This window comes from Shewanella sp. 5S214, assembly GCF_041439795.1.
GTDB classification, from domain to species: domain Bacteria; phylum Pseudomonadota; class Gammaproteobacteria; order Enterobacterales; family Shewanellaceae; genus Shewanella; species Shewanella vesiculosa.
Genome location: NZ_JBGOOV010000013.1, coordinates 70538 through 89624 on the forward strand (window position 1 = coordinate 70538; position 19087 = coordinate 89624).

Consider the following 19087-nt stretch of genomic DNA (forward strand, 5'->3'; position numbering starts at 1 on the left):
GATTCAGTTGATGGAATTAAAAGATAAGGTTGTCGTCATTACTGGCGGAGCAGGTGGATTAGGTCTGGCAATGGCGCAAAATTTGGCTGCACAAGGGGCTAAATTGGCACTTATCGATGTCGACCAAAGCAAACTTGAACAGGCTTGTGCTGATTTAGGTTCAATCACTGAAGTGCAAGGTTACGCCTTAGACATTACTGATGAAGAAGACGTCGTTTCTGGTTTTAAATTTATTGTTGAAGATTTTGGCCAAGTGAATGTGTTAATCAACAATGCAGGTATTTTACGTGACGGCTTAATGGTTAAAGCGAAAGACGGCAAAGTCGTTGATCGCATGTCATATCAACAATTTCAGTCCGTCATTAACGTCAATTTAACCGGTACTTTTTTGTGTGGTCGTGAAGCCGCTGCAGCCATGATTGAGACTGGCCAAGCTGGGGTTATCATTAATATTTCTAGCTTAGCTAAATCCGGTAACATGGGGCAGTCTAATTACTCAGCCTCTAAAGCTGGCGTTGCAGCTATGTCTGTTGGCTGGGCCAAAGAGTTAGCGCGCTACAATATTCGCAGCGCCGCGGTAGCCCCTGGTGTTATCGCCACTGAAATGACTGCAGCAATGAAGCCTGAAGCATTAGAACGCCTTGAGCAAATGGTACCCGTCGGTCGTTTAGGCCAACCGGAAGAAATTGCTTCTACAGTGCGTTTTATCATTGAAAATGATTACGTCAACGGCCGAGTATTTGAAATTGATGGCGGTATTCGTTTATAAGCCGGTAGTATTTCGCTTAATCAGTTTGTTATGATGCCGTCACGCCGAGTGAATACCATGTGTATTATCTCGGCGTGACTTTTTTACTTTTTAAGGATTAATTACGTGGCCAAATTAGAATACCTGCTTAAAAAAATCATGTTAATAGTGGGGATCTTCGGCGTCATTATTATTTACGGCGGTTTTTTATATTTACAATTCTCAGGTCGCTCGACAGCTGCGTTACCTTGGTTTTTACTTATTTCTCCGTGGATCTGTGTTTATTTTGGCTTAACTCACGTTCAACAAGTCGGGGTAATACAGTGGTTTGTGCAAAAGTTTACCTTTAAGAAAAAAGCATAGTCGCCTGTCTATGTCTGTTCTATTAGCATATTTATCGACGCTTTCTGTGGCCTTGTATACCCTAGTGGCTCTGGTCGCATTTGCGGCTAATTCGGTATTGTGCCGCATGGCATTATCAGTTCAGCAAACCACACCATTAATTGATCCAAGCAGTTTTACCGCTATTCGTTTAACTGCAGGGGCGTTGGTGTTGTGGCTATTAATGTTATTGCGAACTCGTCGCCTCCACACCAATACAAGTGACGTTAATACAAGTGACGTTAATAAAAGTGCTGCCAATAAAACCAAGGCAGCAATATCAGCGAGTCACGGCAGCTTTCTCGCTGCGGGATTACTGTTCATTTATGCGGTCACATTTTCATACGCTTACGTGCTTCTTGATACCGCAACTGGCGCATTAATTTTATTTGCTGCAGTACAAATGAGTATGATGCTGATGAGTTATATTCAAGGCCAACGGTTAACCTTACTCGAGGTTATTGGTGCCTCATTGGCATTTGCAGGTTTTGGATATTTAGTTTTACCGGGCGTCAGCGCTCCTTCAATCATAGGCCTAATATTAATGGCCCTCAGTGGCTGTGCTTGGGGTGGCTACACGTTATTGGGTAAACAGTCGCGCAAACCACTGTTTGATACCGGATATAATTTTATTCGCACCTTGCCGTTAGTTGCGGCAATGATAGGTGTAGTCTGGTTACTGCCATTGTTTAGCGTTGTTGAACCCATTAATCACCTTATCTTGTCGCCCGCAGGCATTTTATTGGCCGTATTGTCAGGTGGGCTGGCATCTGGCGTCGGTTACGCATTATGGTATCAAGCTTTACGTGGGTTAACAGCAACACATGCGGCAGTATTACAACTGACCGTTCCTGTCATCGCCGCCTTTGGCGGGGTACTATTTTTAGATGAAGTGATCAGTATTCATCTTAGTATTTCGGCCAGTATCATTTTTTTAGGCATAGGCTTAGTTATTTTAGTTAAACCTAAATCCGTCACAATAAATAAACTAACGTAATAGATTAACTCAATAAAACAAACGATTAACGAGGTTATATGAGCAATTCAACAGCGTATCCAATTGGCATTCCTGGACAAAAATGGACCGATGATCACAAAGCCCAATGGTTAGCACAAGTGACTATCAAGCGGTCATATCAAGATGAAGTGGTCAGTAAGTTAACCCCGCTTGCGGCTCAATTTGAGCAAATACAGTATGGCGCGTTATCTTATGACGTCGACAAGTATCCTTTATTTGGTTTTAAGCCACTCAAGTGGGACAGTACTAAAAAAACCATTTTGATCACCGGCGGCGTACATGGATATGAAACCAGTGGTGTACAAGGTGCCATTCAATTTTTAGCCACTAAAGCGCAAGATTACGCTCAGTATTTTAATGTGGTGGTTGCGCCATGTATCAGCCCGTGGGGTTATGAAACCATTAATCGTTGGAACCCAAAAGCCATCGATCCTAATCGCTCTTTTTACCCTAACAGTCCTGCGGAAGAATCAGCGGCATTAATGGCATTTGTGGCCACACTGGGTGAGGTTTATGCACATATTGATTTACATGAAACGACCGACACTGACGAGATAGAGTTTAGACCAGTATTGTCTGCTCGCGATGGCGTTGATTATGCTAAAGGCATTATTCCTGACGGTTTTTATTTGGTGGGTGACAGTGATAATCCAACTCCCGCATTTCAAAAAGCGATAATTGATTCCGTTGCCAAAGTGACCCATATTGCACCAGACGATAATGGGCAACTAATTGAAGTGCCGATTGAGCAATTTGGGGTGATTAACTATCCGGTAAAAAAACTCAGTTTATGCGCCGGTATCACTGACAATCACTTTAACACTACGACTGAAGTTTATCCTGATAGCCCTCTGGTCACAGCGCAAGAATGTAACGATGCCCAAGTCGCCGCTATCACTGGTGGATTAGACTACATTATTGAGTATTTAAAACGATAAAAATGCTCCTAGGCTAGTCGCGCGATTATAAGCGCTATGGCGTTGTTGTCTGAGCATTTTTTAGTATAATAGCGATGAGTCCTTGTATGAAGGGAATCTAAAAGACTCATTGCGATTATAATTTGTGGTTCCGCTATTCACTGCTTAGTCTGATCACTAATCAGCTATTTTTTATTCATAAAGGATTAAAATGAAAAATATTTTCTTACTATTGCTATTCTGCTTGCTTATAACCGCTAATATTTCGCATGCCAAAGCAGGATTAATTTCTTTTGGTGGGGAAAACATTATTACCCTAGTGGAACTTCCCGATGACGAACGATTTCAAACACCAGAGGGCGATAACGTCGATATTGGCTATATCTATAAATCGGTTGAAGTATTATTTATTCCACTGTGGAATTACGATGGCCGTTTTGCTGGCATGCTGCCAGAAGATGATTTATACATTGATCTGATGCCGCTAGAGGTTGAAGCGCTAACCTTGGAAGCCGGGGTTACTTTACCGGATGCGCCATACCTAGATTTTTGGCATCGTATTGGTGGCAAAATCGTCTTTTTAGTGCTTTGTGGTGCCCTAGCGGGTTACATGAGACACAATATTCGCAAGAAAGAGGCGTATTTTAGTACATTGCCCACAGCCCGTGAGCGTTTAAAAGACATTTTAATCAATAGCAACGGCTTTGTAGAGTTAGCGCCATCAATACTCGAGACAGACGGTTCAGCTAAGGTTGAAGGGCTTGAGTTTATTGCGGCGCAAAAGTATATCAATAGTGTTATTTCAATATCCGTATTTGATATGAGTAAAGTCTCAATTGCGCAGGTTCAAGCACAGAATGAGCAATTAGTGACTCGCTTAGTAGAGTTAAAGAAAGTGCTCGGAATGAAGTCTCAAAATACGATTCATTATTTGTATTTTACTTTTGACCATTCGCCTTCGAATGCTGATATCAGCGCATTGAAAAAATTAAGACAGCGTAAAATCACCAAAGCGAGCCATTTTATTCCTATTGTTGTCGATTTTGATGCGCAAATAATTGATAGCACAGCAAGTATGTACCCATCGAAAAAAGTGCTACAAAACTGCTTTATCCAAGCAGAAATTCATCCAGACCATGTAACAGATCCAGCAAGCGCCTAAGCTGAGGCAATATTTTTACTAAATACTTCACACGGTTATCATTGATGCCGAAAACATATTGATGTTTTCGGTGTTAAGCCACCTTGGTGTATTTATCGTCCCTGATATATTCATAATGGTTGGTATATACTTGCTTGTATCTCAAAAGTGGCCAGTATTTGTCTGCGCTATTGTTGATTGCTAGGTTGATAAATAGGCCAAAAATCCTTACACTATCGCGCTTCGTATTTACCTCGGCTTTGCCGTATTCTAGTTTCAATATCATTTTTGCTTGCTTGAGTCATATAGATGTCAACTTGAGCGAATACACTATAATTTGATATCGGCTTCAACACACAACACGATTTGGAATTTCATTTTGATTACAACAGCTAACATCACAATGCAGTTTGGCGCTAAGCCACTGTTTGAAAACCTCTCAGTCAAATTTGGTGGCGGAAATCGCTACGGTTTAATTGGCGCGAATGGTTGTGGTAAATCCACCTTTATGAAAATCCTTGCCGGTGATTTAGAACCATCAAGTGGTAACGTCTCAATAGATGTTAACGAACGTATGGGTAAATTAAACCAAGACCAGTTTGCATACGAAGCCTTTTCTGTCGTAGACACTGTGATCATGGGCCACCGTGAGTTGTGGAAAGTAAAGCAAGAGCGCGACCGTATTTATTCTTTACCTGAAATGAGCGAAGAAGACGGTATTAAAGTATCTGAACTTGAGATGGAATTTGCCGAGATGGATGGTTATACCTCTGAATCTCGTGCCGGTGACTTACTTTTAGGTGTCGGTATTGGTACCGAACAACACTTTGGCTTAATGAGCGAAATCGCTCCAGGTTTTAAATTGCGTGTGCTTTTGGCGCAAGCATTATTCTCCGACCCAGATTTACTGTTACTTGACGAACCAACCAACAACTTGGACATCGATACTATTCGCTGGTTACAAGATATGTTGAACCAACGTAACAGCACCATGATCATTATTTCGCATGACCGTTATTTCTTAAACTCAGTCTGTACTCATATGGCTGACTTAGATTACGGCGAATTACGCGTGTTCCCAGGTAACTACGACGAATACATGATGGCTGCACAGCAATCTCGTGAACGTTTAATGAGTGACAACGCGAAGAAGAAAGCACAAATTGCAGAGTTACAAACCTTCGTTGCGCGTTTCTCGGCTAACGCATCTAAAGCTAAGCAAGCGACATCACGCGCCAAGCAAATTGATAAAATTAAGCTAGATGATATTAAAGCATCAAGCCGTGTGAACCCGTTTATTCGTTTTGAACAAGAAAAGAAATTGTTCCGTAATGCCTTGGTTGTTGAAAACTTAGCTAAAGGTTACGATACCCCGTTATTTAGTAAATTCGACCTTATGGTTGAAGTGGGCGAGCGGATTGCTATTTTGGGCCAAAACGGTGTCGGTAAAACGACTTTGTTGCGTACTTTAGTACACGACATCCCACAAGATGAAGGCACCATTAATTGGTCTGAAAATGCCAATATTGGTTACTACGCCCAGGATCATGAAGCTGATTTTTCCAATGACATGACCTTGTTCGAATGGATGAGTCAATGGCGCAAAGAAAATGACGATGACCAATCGGTACGCGGTATTCTAGGCCGTATGTTGTTTGGTGCCGATGACATTAAAAAGTCAGTCAAAGTGCTATCTGGTGGTGAGAAAGGCCGTATGTATTTCGGTAAACTTATCATGCAAAAGCCGAACATCTTATTACTCGATGAGCCAACCAACCACATGGATATGGAATCGATTGAGTCATTAAACAACGCGCTTGAAAAGTACGAAGGTACATTAATGTTCGTATCTCATGACCGTGCATTCGTATCATCGTTAGCCACTCGTATTCTTGAAGTGACTCCGACAGGGATTAACGATTTCAAAGGCACATACGACGAGTTTTTGGCGAGTAAAGGTATTGACGCATAATTCTACTTTATCGTTACTAATATCGCACTAACACCATTAGCCCTGAACATTTGTTCGGGGCTTTTTGTTTTTATTTATTCAGCTAAGCCATATACTCTAGTGATATAAATCAATGACATTACCCAGCACAGGCATCCACTTTATGAGCATCACCCTTGAACAAGTCGCATCAACCTTGAATGAACTCAAATGTCGTACTAATTTTAATATTAAGAATGTCACCGAATACATGCTTCCAGAGTTAAAAGAGCCGGTTTATTTACATGTTGAAGGTAAAACCCCATTACTGATCATTCGTCCGGCATTTGAGGTTTTTTCTACTGAACTGGCCACTATTGATGGCGTCCATGCCAAATATGATTATTACCACAATGCTCAAATGACTCGTTTTCCAACACGCCGTAACAAAGGCTTAAGTGAAATTCATTACGGTTTAGCATTTAGGTTTGATACGACAGATGCAATCATATTATTTATTAATAGATTGATTGAAATTGTAAAAGGATAGACAGATAGGAGAACCACAGGCCATGACAGAGCAATTTAATATCAATCAGTTTAATTGTTCCATTAGCGGTAAGGGGCAAGCCTTGGTTTGGGCCCACGGTCTGTGTGGCTGCATGCAAAGCGAAGATGCTATTGGCGTGTATGCTTGGCATCGGTTTCCTAAAAAGTTACAACTTATTCGTTATGATGCGATCGGTCATGGCTTATCTACTGCGGGTGAGTCTGTTGACGATTACCTTTGGCCGTCTCTTGCTAAAGACATGTTGAGGGTCGCGGCGCATTATCAAGCACCGACACCAATGATTTTAGGTGGTCAATCCATGGGCAGTGCAACCAGTTTGTATGCAGCATTGGCCAATCCAGAAAGCATTCAAGGACTCATTTTAATGACCCCGCCTATCGCGTGGCAGGCTAGAGCCAATCAAGTTAATTATTATTATAAAATAGCCAAAGCCGCACGCATACTTGGCGGTAAAGGCTTAGCCCAAATGAATGCCAAGCATTTAGACAAGATGTTACCTCGCTGGTTAATCGATGCCCACAAGCACAGTGTTTTGGGGATGTTAGATGGACTAAAGTCAATGAAACGCCAGACATTAAGTCAGTTATTTACCGCGGCCGCTCAAAATGACCTCCCAAGTAAGCAGCAACTTGCCAGCATTAGGGTGCCAACACTAATTCTTGCTTGGCAAGATGATGATGCTCATCCCATTGAAACAGCTATTGAACTTGAAAAGGCGTTACCGAATGCCAAACTGCATATCGCTAACTCTATGGATGATGTTGATGATTGGCCCGAACTGATTAGTGATTTTTGCTTAGCATTGCAGCAATAGTGTACAACTACTCCATAGTGAGTAGATTATTAATAATTAGAACGGCATAAACTAATTTAGCTGTGAGCTAAGTCTGAGTTTTACTTACAGAGTAATACAATATGCCTAATGTCGTCTAAAGTATCACTGAATCGTATGTTTTATTAATCGCAAAGGAATGTTTATGAATTGGCAGTGGATAAGTAACCTTAAAATATCACGTAAGCTTGCGTTACTCGTATTGCCACCGCTGCTCACCAGTATCTTATTTGGTGGAATGTATGTGAGTAATCATTACCGCACACAGCAACAACTAAAGCTAGTGATAGAACTGTCGAATGTTGCCATTATTAATAGTGCGCTGGTGCATGAACTGCAAAAAGAGCGCGGCATGAGCGCAGGCTACATTGGGTCTCAAGGGCAATCATTTAAAGACGATTTACCCGGGCAGCGTGGTCAAACCGACAGCCAAATTAGCCGCTTTAAACAATTTGCTCAGCAAGATGACTTCCCCATTCAATTGCAAGCGACTTATGATCAAGTCGCCTCATCATTAATTCAACTAACAACGATGCGTGATAAGGTTAGCAGCCTCACTGTTTCTGTGCCTGAGCAAGTCGGTTATTACACCAAAATGAACACGCTATTGCTGTCGATGGTCGATGAAGCGGCGAGCCAAAGCCTAGACAGTGAATTATCAATGCGCCTCAAAGCGTTTGCGGCTTATTTACAGTTAAAAGAGCGTGCAGGGATAGAACGGGCCGTATTAAGTACCACTTTTGGTAACAGCGAGTTTGCGCCAGGCTTATTTCGCAAGTTTGTCACCTTAGTGGCTGAGCAGCAAACCTATGCTGAACGGTTTATTGCGGCTGCGAATGTCAGTAATATCAACGCATATAAGCAAGCCCAGCAAAGCAGCGCCATGGCAGATGTACAAGTCTTACGTGAACTCGCTTTTGCTCAAGATGCTTCAGCCATGTTGGCTCAAGACCCTGAAGAATGGTTTAAAATATCAACAGCGCGTATTGCGATATTGACTCAACTAGAAAAACAATTTGGTGATGATTTAACGCAGCTTAGCCAAGATAAACTGGCCCATGCAACGCAGCAGATGTACTACGTCGCATTACTATTACTGCTCGCATTAGTGTTTGTCATTGTAATGAGCCTGAGTGTGTCGGGTTATTTGCATCGCAGCTTAAGCATATTGCACAAGCAAATGCTCCATGCCGGAACCCAATTTGATTTAACCACTCGTTTACCTCAACAATCGCAAGACGAATTTGGCCAAATATCGCTAGCATTTAATCAAATGATGACCGAGTTTGAAGACATCATTACCCAGGTGCGCGTCAATGCTGTGAATCTGGTGAATGCTGTTGAACAAATGAACGGTTATACACGCTCATTGCAAACCGATGTGCTTCAAGGTTCATCAGAAGCAGAGCAAGTGGCTTCAGCCATGACACAAATGAGTGCAACAGTGCATGAAATTGCCGCTAATGCTGTCCAAGCTTCAGATGCGTCAGCCAAAGCCAACATAGAGGCCAAAAGCGGTGAAAATGATGTCAGTAAAACCGGTGATGCAATTCAAATATTAGCCAATGAAATAGCCGATGCAGCAGAGGCTATTGGACGTTTAGATACCGATGTACAAAGTATTGTGATCATTCTTGATGTGATTAGCTCTATTGCAGAGCAAACCAACTTATTGGCACTCAATGCTGCAATTGAAGCCGCTAGGGCGGGCGACCAAGGTCGAGGCTTTGCTGTTGTGGCTGATGAGGTACGCACGCTAGCGCAGCGTTCACAAAGCTCAACCGAAGACATTAAAAACATGACCGAACGCTTAAAGTACGGCGCAACACTAGCGGTAAATGCCATGAAACGTGGCCAAGCACAGGCGCAGTTAAGCGTTGAAGAATCAAAGCATGCTGGTCGAGAGCTTAAGCTCATTGCTGAGCACGTTGAGGTGATAGACAGCATGAACCAACAAATTGCCGCCTCGACGCATGAGCAGTCTGCGGTGGCCGAAGAAGTGAATCGCAATGCGATGAAAATCACTGAAATCTATCACCATACTCAAGACATATCGCAACAACTCGCTGAGCTTAACGACAGTTTACTTAATGATGCGAGCAATATGTCACAGCAAGTGAGTAAGTTTACCTTATCAAAAGAGTAGAGCGTGAAGCCAAAAGCTAGCAATGCAAAGCTACTCATAATGCTTATAATGTCGAGTAAACATATTCAATAAGCATTCAAATAACGTTCACTACACCGTCACTTGCTAATGCGTACCCTGCTAAAGCCCACTACCAGGTCGTTCCAGTAATGCTTTTGAGCCGGAATCCTGGTGTTTGTTTTTGCGTTTTTAAACAAGGTCAACAGAAACACCTGGATCCCTGATACAAGCACTCAGGGATGACGGGCGGGTAGGGCGAAACCTAAAACTTAAAACTTAAAATCAACAGAAACACCGGCATCTGCCATGATTACGATTTAGTACAGTGCTGCAGTAGCTTAATAAAAAAATCGCTGCCTTTACGCTCGGCAAAAGCAATATTTCGCTCAGGAATCGATTCCGGATCACTATAGTTGGCTAACGCAATTTCCATACTGGCTTCACGGATAATATGCAGGCAAGGATAAGGTGCACGATTAGTAAAATTCGCGGCACTGTCTTGAGGTTCGCCTTCAAAGCAATAGTCTGGATGAAATGTCGCTAATTGATAAACCCCTTCATACCCTTGCGCCATTAATTCATCAGTAGCAAAATCGACTAAATCTAAGTAAGGGTAAAAACCTTCAAAGCCCCGCGGTAAAATAAATAGTGTCGTTTCAGTATCAGGATGAGTATCTAAGTGTTGGCACTCGTCAATTACTGCTTTTAGTACGGCCTTTATCTTTGTTGCTTCAATGGCTACATAACGAATGCTAGCGCGTTCAACTTCTCGACGCGCAAATGGGCAAATGTTGTATTTCATAATGACATCTTTTACCCAGTTTTCGGTATGAGCAAGACATTCATGTTGTTCCATTATGTAACCTTTAAGCTTATTTAATAAATTAATGTGTTGCGGGTGGTAACATCATTGGGATGATCGATGCCACTAATAATAGAGCCATAGAGATATTAAAAATACGCTGTTGGCGTTCATTTTTTAGCAGACGTTTTAGTGCCACGCCAAATCCCAGCCACACAATCGCGCACGGGAATGCCACACATAAAAATACACTCGCAATCGTGATCACTTGGCTATTCAGCTCTTGCTGCACTGAAGTAAACGTCGCAATAGCTCCCACTGCCATGATCCAGCCTTTTGGATTGACCCATTGAAATGCTGCGGCTTGTAAAAAGCTAAATGGCTTGCTTACCTGCTTACCTTCCATTTTACTGCTGCTATTAGCGATAAGCCATGAAAGATAAAGTAGGTAGCTGATACCAATCACTTTAATAACAATATGGATGAAAGGATACGCTTGAAATATCGCGCTTAAGCCAAGTCCAACCGCCAGTATCATGGTCGGAAAACCCAAGCTAATGCCCATTAAGTGAGGAATGCTGCGTTTAATGCCAAAATTAACCCCAGAGGTCATCAACATAATGTTGTTAGGGCCTGGAGTAATACCGGCAGAAAAAGCAAATAAAGCAATGGCGAATACTAACTCCATGAACAGGTTTCTCGGCTTAAGTGTTATAGAAGCAGAATTCTAGGTGAATTTAGTCATTCACCATAATGATTTTTTTAGCAGTGAGTTAAATTTATCGTTTTAATCTTAATAAATTATCATTATAGCGATTAACGCTTTGATATAATTTAAATAAATTAATGGTTAGCAAGTGTAATTACCATAGGCTATTTTTAAGTCACGAAACCTGAGTGAATCTCTGATCTCATGACTTAAAAATACAGGCATTGCTAGTAAGTTTTTAAAAGAAATCGTTTGGTAAATTAATAACTGACGTCTACTTCGTAAGATGAAAACTTACGAATATTGATCACCCCGGTATCAAAAATAAGATATTGGCCTTTAATGCCTTGCAAAATACCGCTGACTTCAGCAATTTTATCAAAATTGTGTGATTTAACTTTCACCGGAAATTGCGTTATAGGATAGCTAATGGCTTGAATGTTGGCATCAAGGCGTTCAATCACAATGTCTTGATATTCGGCCGCTAAAGCGTGCAGTCTATCTTCAATCAGAGGAATCAGTTGCGCGGCTTGTTCGACAAGATCAATATCATCATTATGACCTTTCAACATCGCTTGCCAATGGGTTTTGTCGTTAATGAATTTGGCTAATTCTATTTCGATTAAGCCCGACATTTTACGCGTCGACACTTTAAAAATTGGTAAGCCCTGAGTCGCTCCTTGGTCTATCCAACGGGTTGGGATTTGAGTATGGCGAGTAATGCCGACCTTAATACCTGAAGTATTCGATAAATACACGTAGTGGGGCACAAAGCAATTTGATATGCCCCATTCTGGTTCGCGACAAGTGCCTTGATCAAAATGACATGTTTCAGGTTTCATAATACACAGGTCACAACTGGCTAGCTTTGACATGCAAACATAACAATGACCCTGAGAATAACTTTTCTTGGTCTTTTTACCGCAGTTGCTGCAAAAAATATTACCTGTGTGAGTCATGGTCAATGACTTACCAATAAGCGGGTTAAGCGCTAAACGCTCGTCACCTACCGGTAAATGATACTCCACCTCATGGTTATCATTAAGGTGGGTTTTCAATTTTGATAGCGTTCCAAACATGGTTAATCCATTTTTATCATCATTATTTCGTGGCAGTTTAACAGATGATGAAAACGGATTTTAGGCTTAATTGAGCTTGTATGCCGATCTGCTGTTCATTTAAGCTGATTTACTCAGCTTATCAAGCACCACGTCATCACCCATTTCATAAAGCGATGCAGTAATTTGTTCTTCTTGGTTTGGATCGGTTAAGCCTAATGTCATGGTCGCCTTAAATAACGCGATACCAGTGTGACTCGCCGTTTCATACTGGCTGCTAAATTGTTCAATATTAATGCCTAGCGCATTCATTTTATTTGAGATATGCAGCACAATTCCGGGGCGATCGTAGGCAACTAAGTTGTAATATAAATGCTTAATCGGTTTAGCGGCTAAGGTGGTTTTAGCAAACGTTAGCGTTAAGCCGTCAATACATTCTAAGGCATCAATTAACTCATCCCATTTTAGTGCTGGGACTTCTAATTGTAATATGGCCGCAAAAATACCGTCGATATGACGCATTTCTGAGTCTAACCAGTTGCCATTATGTCGACTAACGACATTGGCGATTTGTTCTACCAAGCCTTTTCGGTCTGGTGCTTGAAGAGTAATAAGATAACGCATCATTGGATATTTCTCCTATAAACAAAGTCTGTAACACAACTGTCATCTTTACGTCATATAATCGCAGCCACTTAAGATTGTGTTATGGTTTTTTTGCTGTCTTACATCAGTTTTACTATTGTCTTACTAACACTTAATTAGAAACTAATATGAGTTATGTAGAGACTAAGGTAAGTGATTTAGATACTTAAATAAGTGGCGAAAGTTAATGTATTTGGTCATAAATATTTATTGTTAGCATAGTAAACTACACATTCAAAGCGCTAATTATGGCATCGATTAATTATTAGAGGTTCTTAATGGAAAGTCAGGTCAATAAACCTGGTTCTGCTGAAAAAAGTCTACTTGTTGATAGACATGCAACCCGCAGAGCATTTAAGGATAAGGCAGCAGAGATTGGGGTAACCGTTGGTGGCACGTTGGTATTTGTCACCCTGTTATTAATATTTTTCTATTTGCTGTATGTCATCAAGCCCATTTTTGATGGGGCACATATAGAACCTGTTACGAGTGTGAGTTACCAAAATACTGACGCTAAAACCTTAATGGTTGGTAGCGATGAACAAAACGAAGTCCTTTATCGGGTAACCGAAATGGGTAATGTCGATTTTTATTCAGCCATTAGCGGTGAATTAATCTCGTCTTTTAAGGCTAAAATTCCTGAAGGTACCACGGTCACTAGTAGTGCTAAATCGAGCCCAAGCGAGCAACGTTTCGCGTTAGGTTTGAGTAACGGCCAAGTGATCGTTATCGGGATCGAGTTTGGCTTAACCTACCCAGACAACAAACGTGTTATTACGCCATCATTACGTTATCCGATTGGTGAAGAGCCATTAACGATTAATAATGAGGGCGCTGTTTATAATCTGGTGTTTGATTTCAGCGACAGCCGCATGAGTTTTGCTTACCAAGATGCCAATGGTGCTTGGAAGTTAAATCGCCAAGAAGGCGAAGAAAACATGATGACTGAAGAGGTTGAATGGTCATCTGTTGAAGTGTTTATTGAAGATGCACCGAATCATGTTATTTCGGCAATAATGACACCCGATCATCGTCAGCTTATTTTAGGCGCGACCAATAAACTGTTTGTCTACAACACTCGTGACGCAGACTCGATTGAATTACTTCAAGTTATCGATGTTCAAAAAGTCGGAGCTCAAGTGAGACAAGTCAATTTGCTTGCCGGTGCTAGCTCGATTTTGGTCAGTTATGACAGTGGTATTGTGAGTCAGTATTTCCAAGTTAATAGTGATAAAGGTCGTTTGTACCAACAAATTCGTGAGTTTGACGATATAGCACCTGTAAGTGTTATGGCGACTGAGTTTTACCGTAAAAGCTTTGCTGTATTAAGTAAAGAAGGTGAATTAACTCTGCTTTATACCACGAGTCAACGTGAACTATTTGATGAGAAATTTCAGTTAACCAACCCAGGTCAAATGGCGTTTAGTCCGCGTTCAAATGGATTAGTGATTGAAGCTGATAACAAACTTAACCTTTTCTCTGTAGAGAATAGCCATCCAGAAATATCCTGGAGCGCGTTGTGGGATAAAGTATGGTACGAAGGCTACCCAGAACCTAAATACGTATGGCAATCAACGTCTGGTACTGACGACTTTGAAGCTAAATTGAGTTTAATGCCCTTGGCATTTGGCACCATGAAAGCGGCATTTTACGCCATGTTATTTGCATCGCCACTGGCGATTGCTGGGGCAATTTATACCGCTTACTTTATGACGCCTAAAGTGCGCAACGTGGTTAAGCCAACGATTGAAATTATGGAAGCATTACCGACGGTTATTTTGGGGTTCTTAGCCGGTTTGTGGTTAGCGCCACTGATTGAGGAACACTTGCCCGGTATTGTGGTGTTGTTGATATTATTACCCACATCCATTCTTACTACCGCATTTGCGTGGAGTAAATTACCAGAAAAATGGAAGCAACGTTTACCTGAAACCTACCAAGAACTGATGCTATTACCAGTGATTATATTTGTTGGTTGGTTTGCATTTGAGATAAGCCCAATAATTGAAGTGGCATTTTTCGATGGCAACACGCGTCAGTTTATTACCAACGATTTAGGCATCACCTTTGACCAACGAAATGCGCTGGTTGTGGGTATCGCCATGGGATTTGCGGTTATTCCAACCATATTCTCAATTGCTGAAGATGCGATTTTCTCTGTGCCACGTCATCTATCAAACGGCAGCTTGGCATTAGGTGCGACAAACTGGCAAACCTTAACTCGAGTGGTGTTACTCACTGCCAGTCCGGGGATTTTCTCGGCCATCATGATGGGCTTAGGCCGCGCGGTAGGGGAGACTATGATTGTGTTAATGGCAACCGGTAACACTGCCATCATGGAGTGGAGCGTTTTCGAAGGTATGCGTACCTTAGCGGCAAACATTGCGGTGGAAATGCCAGAATCGGCCATTGGTAGCTCGCATTATCGTGTGTTGTTCTTAGCCGCCTTTGTATTGTTTGTGTTCACCTTCTTCTTTAACACTATTGCTGAAGTGGTTCGCCAACGTTTACGCGAACGTTATAGCTCACTGTAAGGAAAGATGATGACTCAATTAATGATTATTTCGCCAATCGCCTTGAGAGGTTTGTGCAATGGGTAAGTGGTTTAAATCAGGTTCACCGTGGATTTGGATGACCGGTGGTGCCGTTAGTATCAGTTTAATTGCCGTATTAGGCTTATTACTGTTAATCGCTTGGCGTGGTCTAAGTTACTTTTGGCCCGCTGATGTTTATCAATGGCAGCTTGAAGACAATAATGGGGTTAAAAGTACCCTTATTGGTGAAATTTATGACCGTGAAGAAGTGCCAACAGAGCGCTTAATTTCAGCAGGGCATAAGTTTACTAAGCATCCTGGTGAGTTTGTGATGCGTTATCTGGTTAAAACCGGTAACCGTGAGTTTGTTGGCTTAGATTTTCGTTGGATCCTTGCAACAGATATCGTCAGCCGTTCAATTCCCGCTGATGTCGCTAAGCTTGAGCGTACGCAAAATGGTAACTTTTACGGTTATCCTGTTGCGGTTATCGAAGACGGTAAACGCTTAGCGTTAAACAGTGAATCAGATATAGAAGCTTCTTTGTTTGACCACATAGATCGCGCTGTAGCGATATCTGATCAAGCCCTGGAGTTGCAAAAAAGCGATATTGGTTCGATTAATTACCAAATGGAGCGTTTACGTTTAAAAGAACGTGGATATGAGCTGGATGGTGAATTAACTGAGGCACGTAAGGCTGATATTAAGGCGCAACTTGATCAACTGCAGCAAGACTACTTAGTGCTTGAAAAAGACTTATTTGCTCTGCGTGACAAAGCTGCCCGTGACTCTGTAATTATTAAAGACATGCGCGGCGTTGAGGTTACCTTGCCTCTAGACTCTATTTTAGACGTAAGCTATGTCAATCATATGAGTTTGCTACAAAAGATAACTCACTGGTTTGTTGGCATAGGTCGCTTTGTCAGTGATGACCCACGTGAAGCAAATACTGAAGGTGGGGTGTTCCCAGCGATATTCGGTACGGTATTTATGGTGATGTTGATGGCGGTGATTGTGACCCCATTTGGTGTTATTGCAGCCATTTACTTACATGAATACGCTAAGAAAGGTCCGATTACTAAGCTGATCCGTATTGCGGTGATTAACTTAGCCGGTGTGCCTTCAATTGTGTATGGTGTGTTTGGTTTAGGCTTCTTTGTTTACATGATGGGCGGCTCAATTGACCAATTGTTCTTCCCCGAAGCCTTGCCATCTCCTACATTTGGCTCACCTGGGGTGCTGTGGTCTGCACTAACCTTAGCTATCTTAACGTTACCAGTGGTGATTGTATCGACGGAAGAAGGTTTAAGCCGTATTCCGAGCGCAGTACGTCAAGGTAGTTTGGCCTTAGGTGCAACCAAAGCCGAGACTTTATGGCGCATTGTAATACCAATGGCAAGCCCGGCAATTATGACCGGTTTGATTTTGGCAGTAGCCCGTGCAGCAGGTGAAGTGGCACCGTTAATGTTGGTTGGTGTGGTCAAGCTAGCGCCAACATTACCGATTGATATGAATTTCCCGTTTGTGCATTTAGAACGTAAGTTTATGCACTTAGGTTTCCATATTTACGATGTCGGCTTCCAAAGCCCTAACGTAGAAGCTGCTCGTCCATTGGTGTATGCAACTTCGTTCTTATTAGTATCTGTAATTGTTGCCCTTAATTTAACCGCTATCAGCGTGCGCAACCATTTACGTGAAAAATTCCGTTCGCTAGAACACTAATTAGCGATATCCTGAAGGAAAGATAAAATGATTTCTATTGATAGTTCAACAATGAAAAAAGAAGCCGTTGATTTAGTTAACTTACCGGCACAGGATACCGCGCTTGAGATACGTAACTTAGATTTACGTTACGGGAATAAACAAGCGTTATTTGATGTGTCGATGAAGATCCCTAAAAAACAAGTTACTGCTTTTATCGGCCCAAGTGGTTGCGGTAAATCAACGCTGTTACGTTGTATTAACCGTATGAATGACCTAGTCGATATTTGTAAAATTGACGGTGAAATCTTGCTTCACGGACAAAATATTTATGACAAGAAAGTTGATGTAGCAGCATTACGTCGTAACGTAGGTATGGTGTTTCAGCGTCCTAACCCGTTTCCTAAGTCAATTTATGAAAACGTGGTTTATGGTTTACGTTTGCAAGGGCTAAGCAACCGTCGTGATTTAGATGAAGCGGCTGAACGTTCACTGCGTGGCGCAGCCATTTGGGATGAAGTGAAAGACCGCCTACACGACAATGCATTTGGATTATCAGGTGGTCAGCAACAACGTTTGGTGATTGCTCGTGCCATTGCCATTGAGCCAGAAGTATTATTACTCGATGAGCCAACGTCGGCACTGGATCCCATCTCAACCTTAACCATTGAAGAATTGATCACTGAATTAAAGCAAAAATATACCGTGGTGATTGTGACGCATAATATGCAACAAGCGGCACGAGTGTCAGATCAAACGGCATTTATGTATATGGGTGAACTGGTTGAATACGCTAATACCAACACCCTTTTCACTACCCCTAAAAAGCGTAAAACAGAAGATTATATTACCGGTCGATACGGTTAATCTGGCTAAAACGCTTTTAATTAATATACAGAATTTAGGTGGGTATCATGGATAAAATGAATTTAAGTAAACATATATCAGGCCAGTTTAATGCTGAGCTTGATGATATTCGCAATCGCGTATTGGCGATGGGCGGTTTAGTTGAACGTCAGCTTGAGCAAGCATTAGATGCTCTTGCAAGCCTTGACTCAGAGCTGGCTCAACAAGTGATTGAAGGCGATCATAAAGTGAATGGCATGGAAGTGGCTATTGACGAAGAATGCACTCGTATTATTGCCAAGCGTCAGCCTGCAGCAAGTGACTTACGCTTAATTTTGGCTATTTCAAAAACCATTACCGATCTTGAGCGTATTGGTGATGCGTGTGTTCGTATTGCTAAAGCTGCGGTTGAAAAACGTGCTAACAGCCAACAACCTTTATTGGTGAGTATTGAAAACATGGGGCGTCATGCCACACGTATGCTGCACTCAACTTTAGATGCATTAGCTCGTATGGATGCTGACCAAGCTTTTGAATTACATAAAGAAGATGCCAAAATAGACAAAGAGTATGAAGGTATCATCCGTCAATTAATGACTCATATGATGGAAGATCCGCGCTCAATTCCTGGTGTGTTAGACGTATTATGGGCTGCACGCGCTGTTGAGCGTGTTGGCGATCGTTGTAAAAACATCTGTGAATACGTGATCTATTATGTAAAAGGTAAAGACGTTCGTCATATTTCTTACGAAGAAATGGAAAAAGAGCTTTAAGTCTCTAAATTGTAATATTCAAATCTAGAGTGCTTAAGTAAGCCATTTTTCGACCTTGTAATAAAGCCCCCATCGATAGGGGCTTTTTTTATGCAATTGAGAGAAATGTATTATTAATATATTTCTCTCAATCTACTTTTTCATTGATTCGGCTGATCTTTTTTAGGTGATCTGTTCTAAATACTAATGATTTAACAAACGATTATGTGGACATAATGACCATTGTTGGCGACATGCTATGGTCCATATTGTCGCAATGAATTTGTTAAATTTATATTTAGGCATATTAATTTAGAGGTGTGTCGCATTTTTAATATGGCACTGTAATTGCTTTATC

The 19087-nt window shown here is 41.6% G+C and carries 17 protein-coding genes; 13 read left to right on the forward strand and 4 right to left on the reverse strand.

Annotated features, from left to right (window positions below):
• Positions 1–10 precede the first annotated feature (10 nt).
• The 9 genes from ACED29_RS10725 to ACED29_RS10765 all read left to right on the forward strand — a co-directional run bounded on the left by ACED29_RS10725 (position 11) and on the right by ACED29_RS10765 (position 9684).
• Complete coding sequence (locus ACED29_RS10725; RefSeq protein WP_124016210.1) at positions 11–769, forward strand: SDR family oxidoreductase; 759 nt, start codon at positions 11–13, stop codon at positions 767–769.
• A 138-nt stretch (positions 770–907) separates the two neighbouring features.
• Positions 908–1111 carry a hypothetical protein gene (locus tag ACED29_RS10730; RefSeq protein WP_124016276.1) on the forward strand — a complete coding sequence of 68 codons (204 nt, stop codon included), beginning with the start codon at positions 908–910 and terminating at the stop codon, positions 1109–1111.
• A gap of 10 nt (positions 1112–1121) precedes the next feature.
• On the forward strand, positions 1122–2126 hold the full coding sequence (locus ACED29_RS10735) for a DMT family transporter (protein WP_371697645.1): 1005 nt from the start codon (positions 1122–1124) through the stop codon (positions 2124–2126).
• A gap of 38 nt (positions 2127–2164) precedes the next feature.
• The gene (locus ACED29_RS10740) at positions 2165–3085 is read left to right on the forward strand and encodes a M14 family metallocarboxypeptidase (RefSeq protein WP_124016209.1); all 921 of its coding nucleotides are present in this window, start codon (positions 2165–2167) and stop codon (positions 3083–3085) included.
• A 190-nt stretch (positions 3086–3275) separates the two neighbouring features.
• Complete coding sequence (locus tag ACED29_RS10745; protein WP_371697646.1) at positions 3276–4226, forward strand: hypothetical protein; 951 nt, start codon at positions 3276–3278, stop codon at positions 4224–4226.
• A gap of 358 nt (positions 4227–4584) precedes the next feature.
• A complete protein-coding gene (locus ACED29_RS10750) occupies positions 4585–6177 on the forward strand; it encodes an ABC-F family ATPase (RefSeq protein ID WP_371697647.1) in 1593 nt (530 codons plus the stop codon).
• Between the two features lie 142 nt (positions 6178–6319).
• A complete protein-coding gene (locus tag ACED29_RS10755; RefSeq protein WP_165870084.1) occupies positions 6320–6685 on the forward strand; it encodes a hypothetical protein in 366 nt (121 codons plus the stop codon).
• Between the two features lie 22 nt (positions 6686–6707).
• Positions 6708–7520, forward strand: a complete 813-nt coding sequence (locus tag ACED29_RS10760) for an alpha/beta fold hydrolase (RefSeq protein WP_124016205.1) — start codon at positions 6708–6710, stop codon at positions 7518–7520.
• A gap of 163 nt (positions 7521–7683) precedes the next feature.
• A complete protein-coding gene (locus ACED29_RS10765) occupies positions 7684–9684 on the forward strand; it encodes a methyl-accepting chemotaxis protein (RefSeq protein ID WP_371697648.1) in 2001 nt (666 codons plus the stop codon).
• Positions 9685–9994: 310 nt separating this feature from the next.
• Here the strand turns inward: ACED29_RS10765 and ACED29_RS10770 are convergent, their stop codons facing one another.
• The 4 genes from ACED29_RS10770 to ACED29_RS10785 form a co-directional block, all read right to left on the reverse strand.
• On the reverse strand, positions 9995–10540 hold the full coding sequence (locus ACED29_RS10770) for a DUF1415 domain-containing protein (protein WP_371697649.1): 546 nt from the start codon (positions 10538–10540) through the stop codon (positions 9995–9997).
• Positions 10541–10568: 28 nt separating this feature from the next.
• Positions 10569–11174, reverse strand: coding sequence for a LysE family translocator (locus ACED29_RS10775; RefSeq protein WP_182698514.1), 606 nt, complete (start codon positions 11172–11174; stop codon positions 10569–10571).
• Between the two features lie 281 nt (positions 11175–11455).
• A complete protein-coding gene (locus ACED29_RS10780; RefSeq protein ID WP_182698513.1) occupies positions 11456–12274 on the reverse strand; it encodes a DUF2797 domain-containing protein in 819 nt (272 codons plus the stop codon).
• Positions 12275–12373: 99 nt separating this feature from the next.
• The gene (locus ACED29_RS10785; RefSeq protein WP_124016200.1) at positions 12374–12880 is read right to left on the reverse strand and encodes a glycine cleavage system protein R; all 507 of its coding nucleotides are present in this window, start codon (positions 12878–12880) and stop codon (positions 12374–12376) included.
• 296 nt (positions 12881–13176) lie between these two features.
• On the opposite strand from ACED29_RS10785, the gene ACED29_RS10790 reads away from it, so the two are divergent.
• From ACED29_RS10790 to phoU, 4 genes are read left to right on the forward strand one after another with little or no spacing between them, the layout of a single operon-like run.
• Positions 13177–15432 (forward strand): ABC transporter permease subunit, encoded by a 2256-nt coding sequence (locus ACED29_RS10790; RefSeq protein ID WP_182698512.1) that lies wholly within the window; start codon positions 13177–13179, stop codon positions 15430–15432.
• Between the two features lie 58 nt (positions 15433–15490).
• On the forward strand, positions 15491–17152 hold the full coding sequence (gene pstA, locus ACED29_RS10795) for a phosphate ABC transporter permease PstA (protein ID WP_182698511.1): 1662 nt from the start codon (positions 15491–15493) through the stop codon (positions 17150–17152).
• A gap of 27 nt (positions 17153–17179) precedes the next feature.
• Positions 17180–17998, forward strand: a complete 819-nt coding sequence (gene pstB / locus ACED29_RS10800; RefSeq protein WP_124016197.1) for a phosphate ABC transporter ATP-binding protein PstB — start codon at positions 17180–17182, stop codon at positions 17996–17998.
• Positions 17999–18045: 47 nt separating this feature from the next.
• On the forward strand, positions 18046–18750 hold the full coding sequence (phoU, locus tag ACED29_RS10805) for a phosphate signaling complex protein PhoU (protein WP_124016196.1): 705 nt from the start codon (positions 18046–18048) through the stop codon (positions 18748–18750).
• Positions 18751–19087: the final 337 nt, after the last annotated feature.

Excerpts from the sequence above, each read along its gene's own strand:
- ACED29_RS10725 (WP_124016210.1), top strand. The coding sequence starts at position 11 with ATGGAATTAAAAGATAAGGTTGTCGTCATTACTGGCGGAGCAGGTGGA.
- ACED29_RS10730 (WP_124016276.1), top strand. The coding sequence starts at position 908 with ATGTTAATAGTGGGGATCTTCGGCGTCATTATTATTTACGGCGGTTTT.
- ACED29_RS10735 (WP_371697645.1), top strand. The coding sequence starts at position 1,122 with ATGTCTGTTCTATTAGCATATTTATCGACGCTTTCTGTGGCCTTGTAT.
- ACED29_RS10740 (WP_124016209.1), top strand. The coding sequence starts at position 2,165 with ATGAGCAATTCAACAGCGTATCCAATTGGCATTCCTGGACAAAAATGG.
- ACED29_RS10745 (WP_371697646.1), top strand. The coding sequence starts at position 3,276 with ATGAAAAATATTTTCTTACTATTGCTATTCTGCTTGCTTATAACCGCT.
- ACED29_RS10755 (WP_165870084.1), top strand. The coding sequence starts at position 6,320 with ATGAGCATCACCCTTGAACAAGTCGCATCAACCTTGAATGAACTCAAA.
- ACED29_RS10760 (WP_124016205.1), top strand. The coding sequence starts at position 6,708 with ATGACAGAGCAATTTAATATCAATCAGTTTAATTGTTCCATTAGCGGT.
- ACED29_RS10765 (WP_371697648.1), top strand. The coding sequence starts at position 7,684 with ATGAATTGGCAGTGGATAAGTAACCTTAAAATATCACGTAAGCTTGCG.
- ACED29_RS10770 (WP_371697649.1), bottom strand. The coding sequence starts at position 10,540 with ATGGAACAACATGAATGTCTTGCTCATACCGAAAACTGGGTAAAAGAT.
- ACED29_RS10775 (WP_182698514.1), bottom strand. The coding sequence starts at position 11,174 with ATGGAGTTAGTATTCGCCATTGCTTTATTTGCTTTTTCTGCCGGTATT.
- ACED29_RS10780 (WP_182698513.1), bottom strand. The coding sequence starts at position 12,274 with ATGTTTGGAACGCTATCAAAATTGAAAACCCACCTTAATGATAACCAT.
- ACED29_RS10785 (WP_124016200.1), bottom strand. The coding sequence starts at position 12,880 with ATGATGCGTTATCTTATTACTCTTCAAGCACCAGACCGAAAAGGCTTG.
- ACED29_RS10790 (WP_182698512.1), top strand. The coding sequence starts at position 13,177 with ATGGAAAGTCAGGTCAATAAACCTGGTTCTGCTGAAAAAAGTCTACTT.
- pstA (WP_182698511.1), top strand. The coding sequence starts at position 15,491 with ATGGGTAAGTGGTTTAAATCAGGTTCACCGTGGATTTGGATGACCGGT.
- pstB (WP_124016197.1), top strand. The coding sequence starts at position 17,180 with ATGATTTCTATTGATAGTTCAACAATGAAAAAAGAAGCCGTTGATTTA.
- phoU (WP_124016196.1), top strand. The coding sequence starts at position 18,046 with ATGGATAAAATGAATTTAAGTAAACATATATCAGGCCAGTTTAATGCT.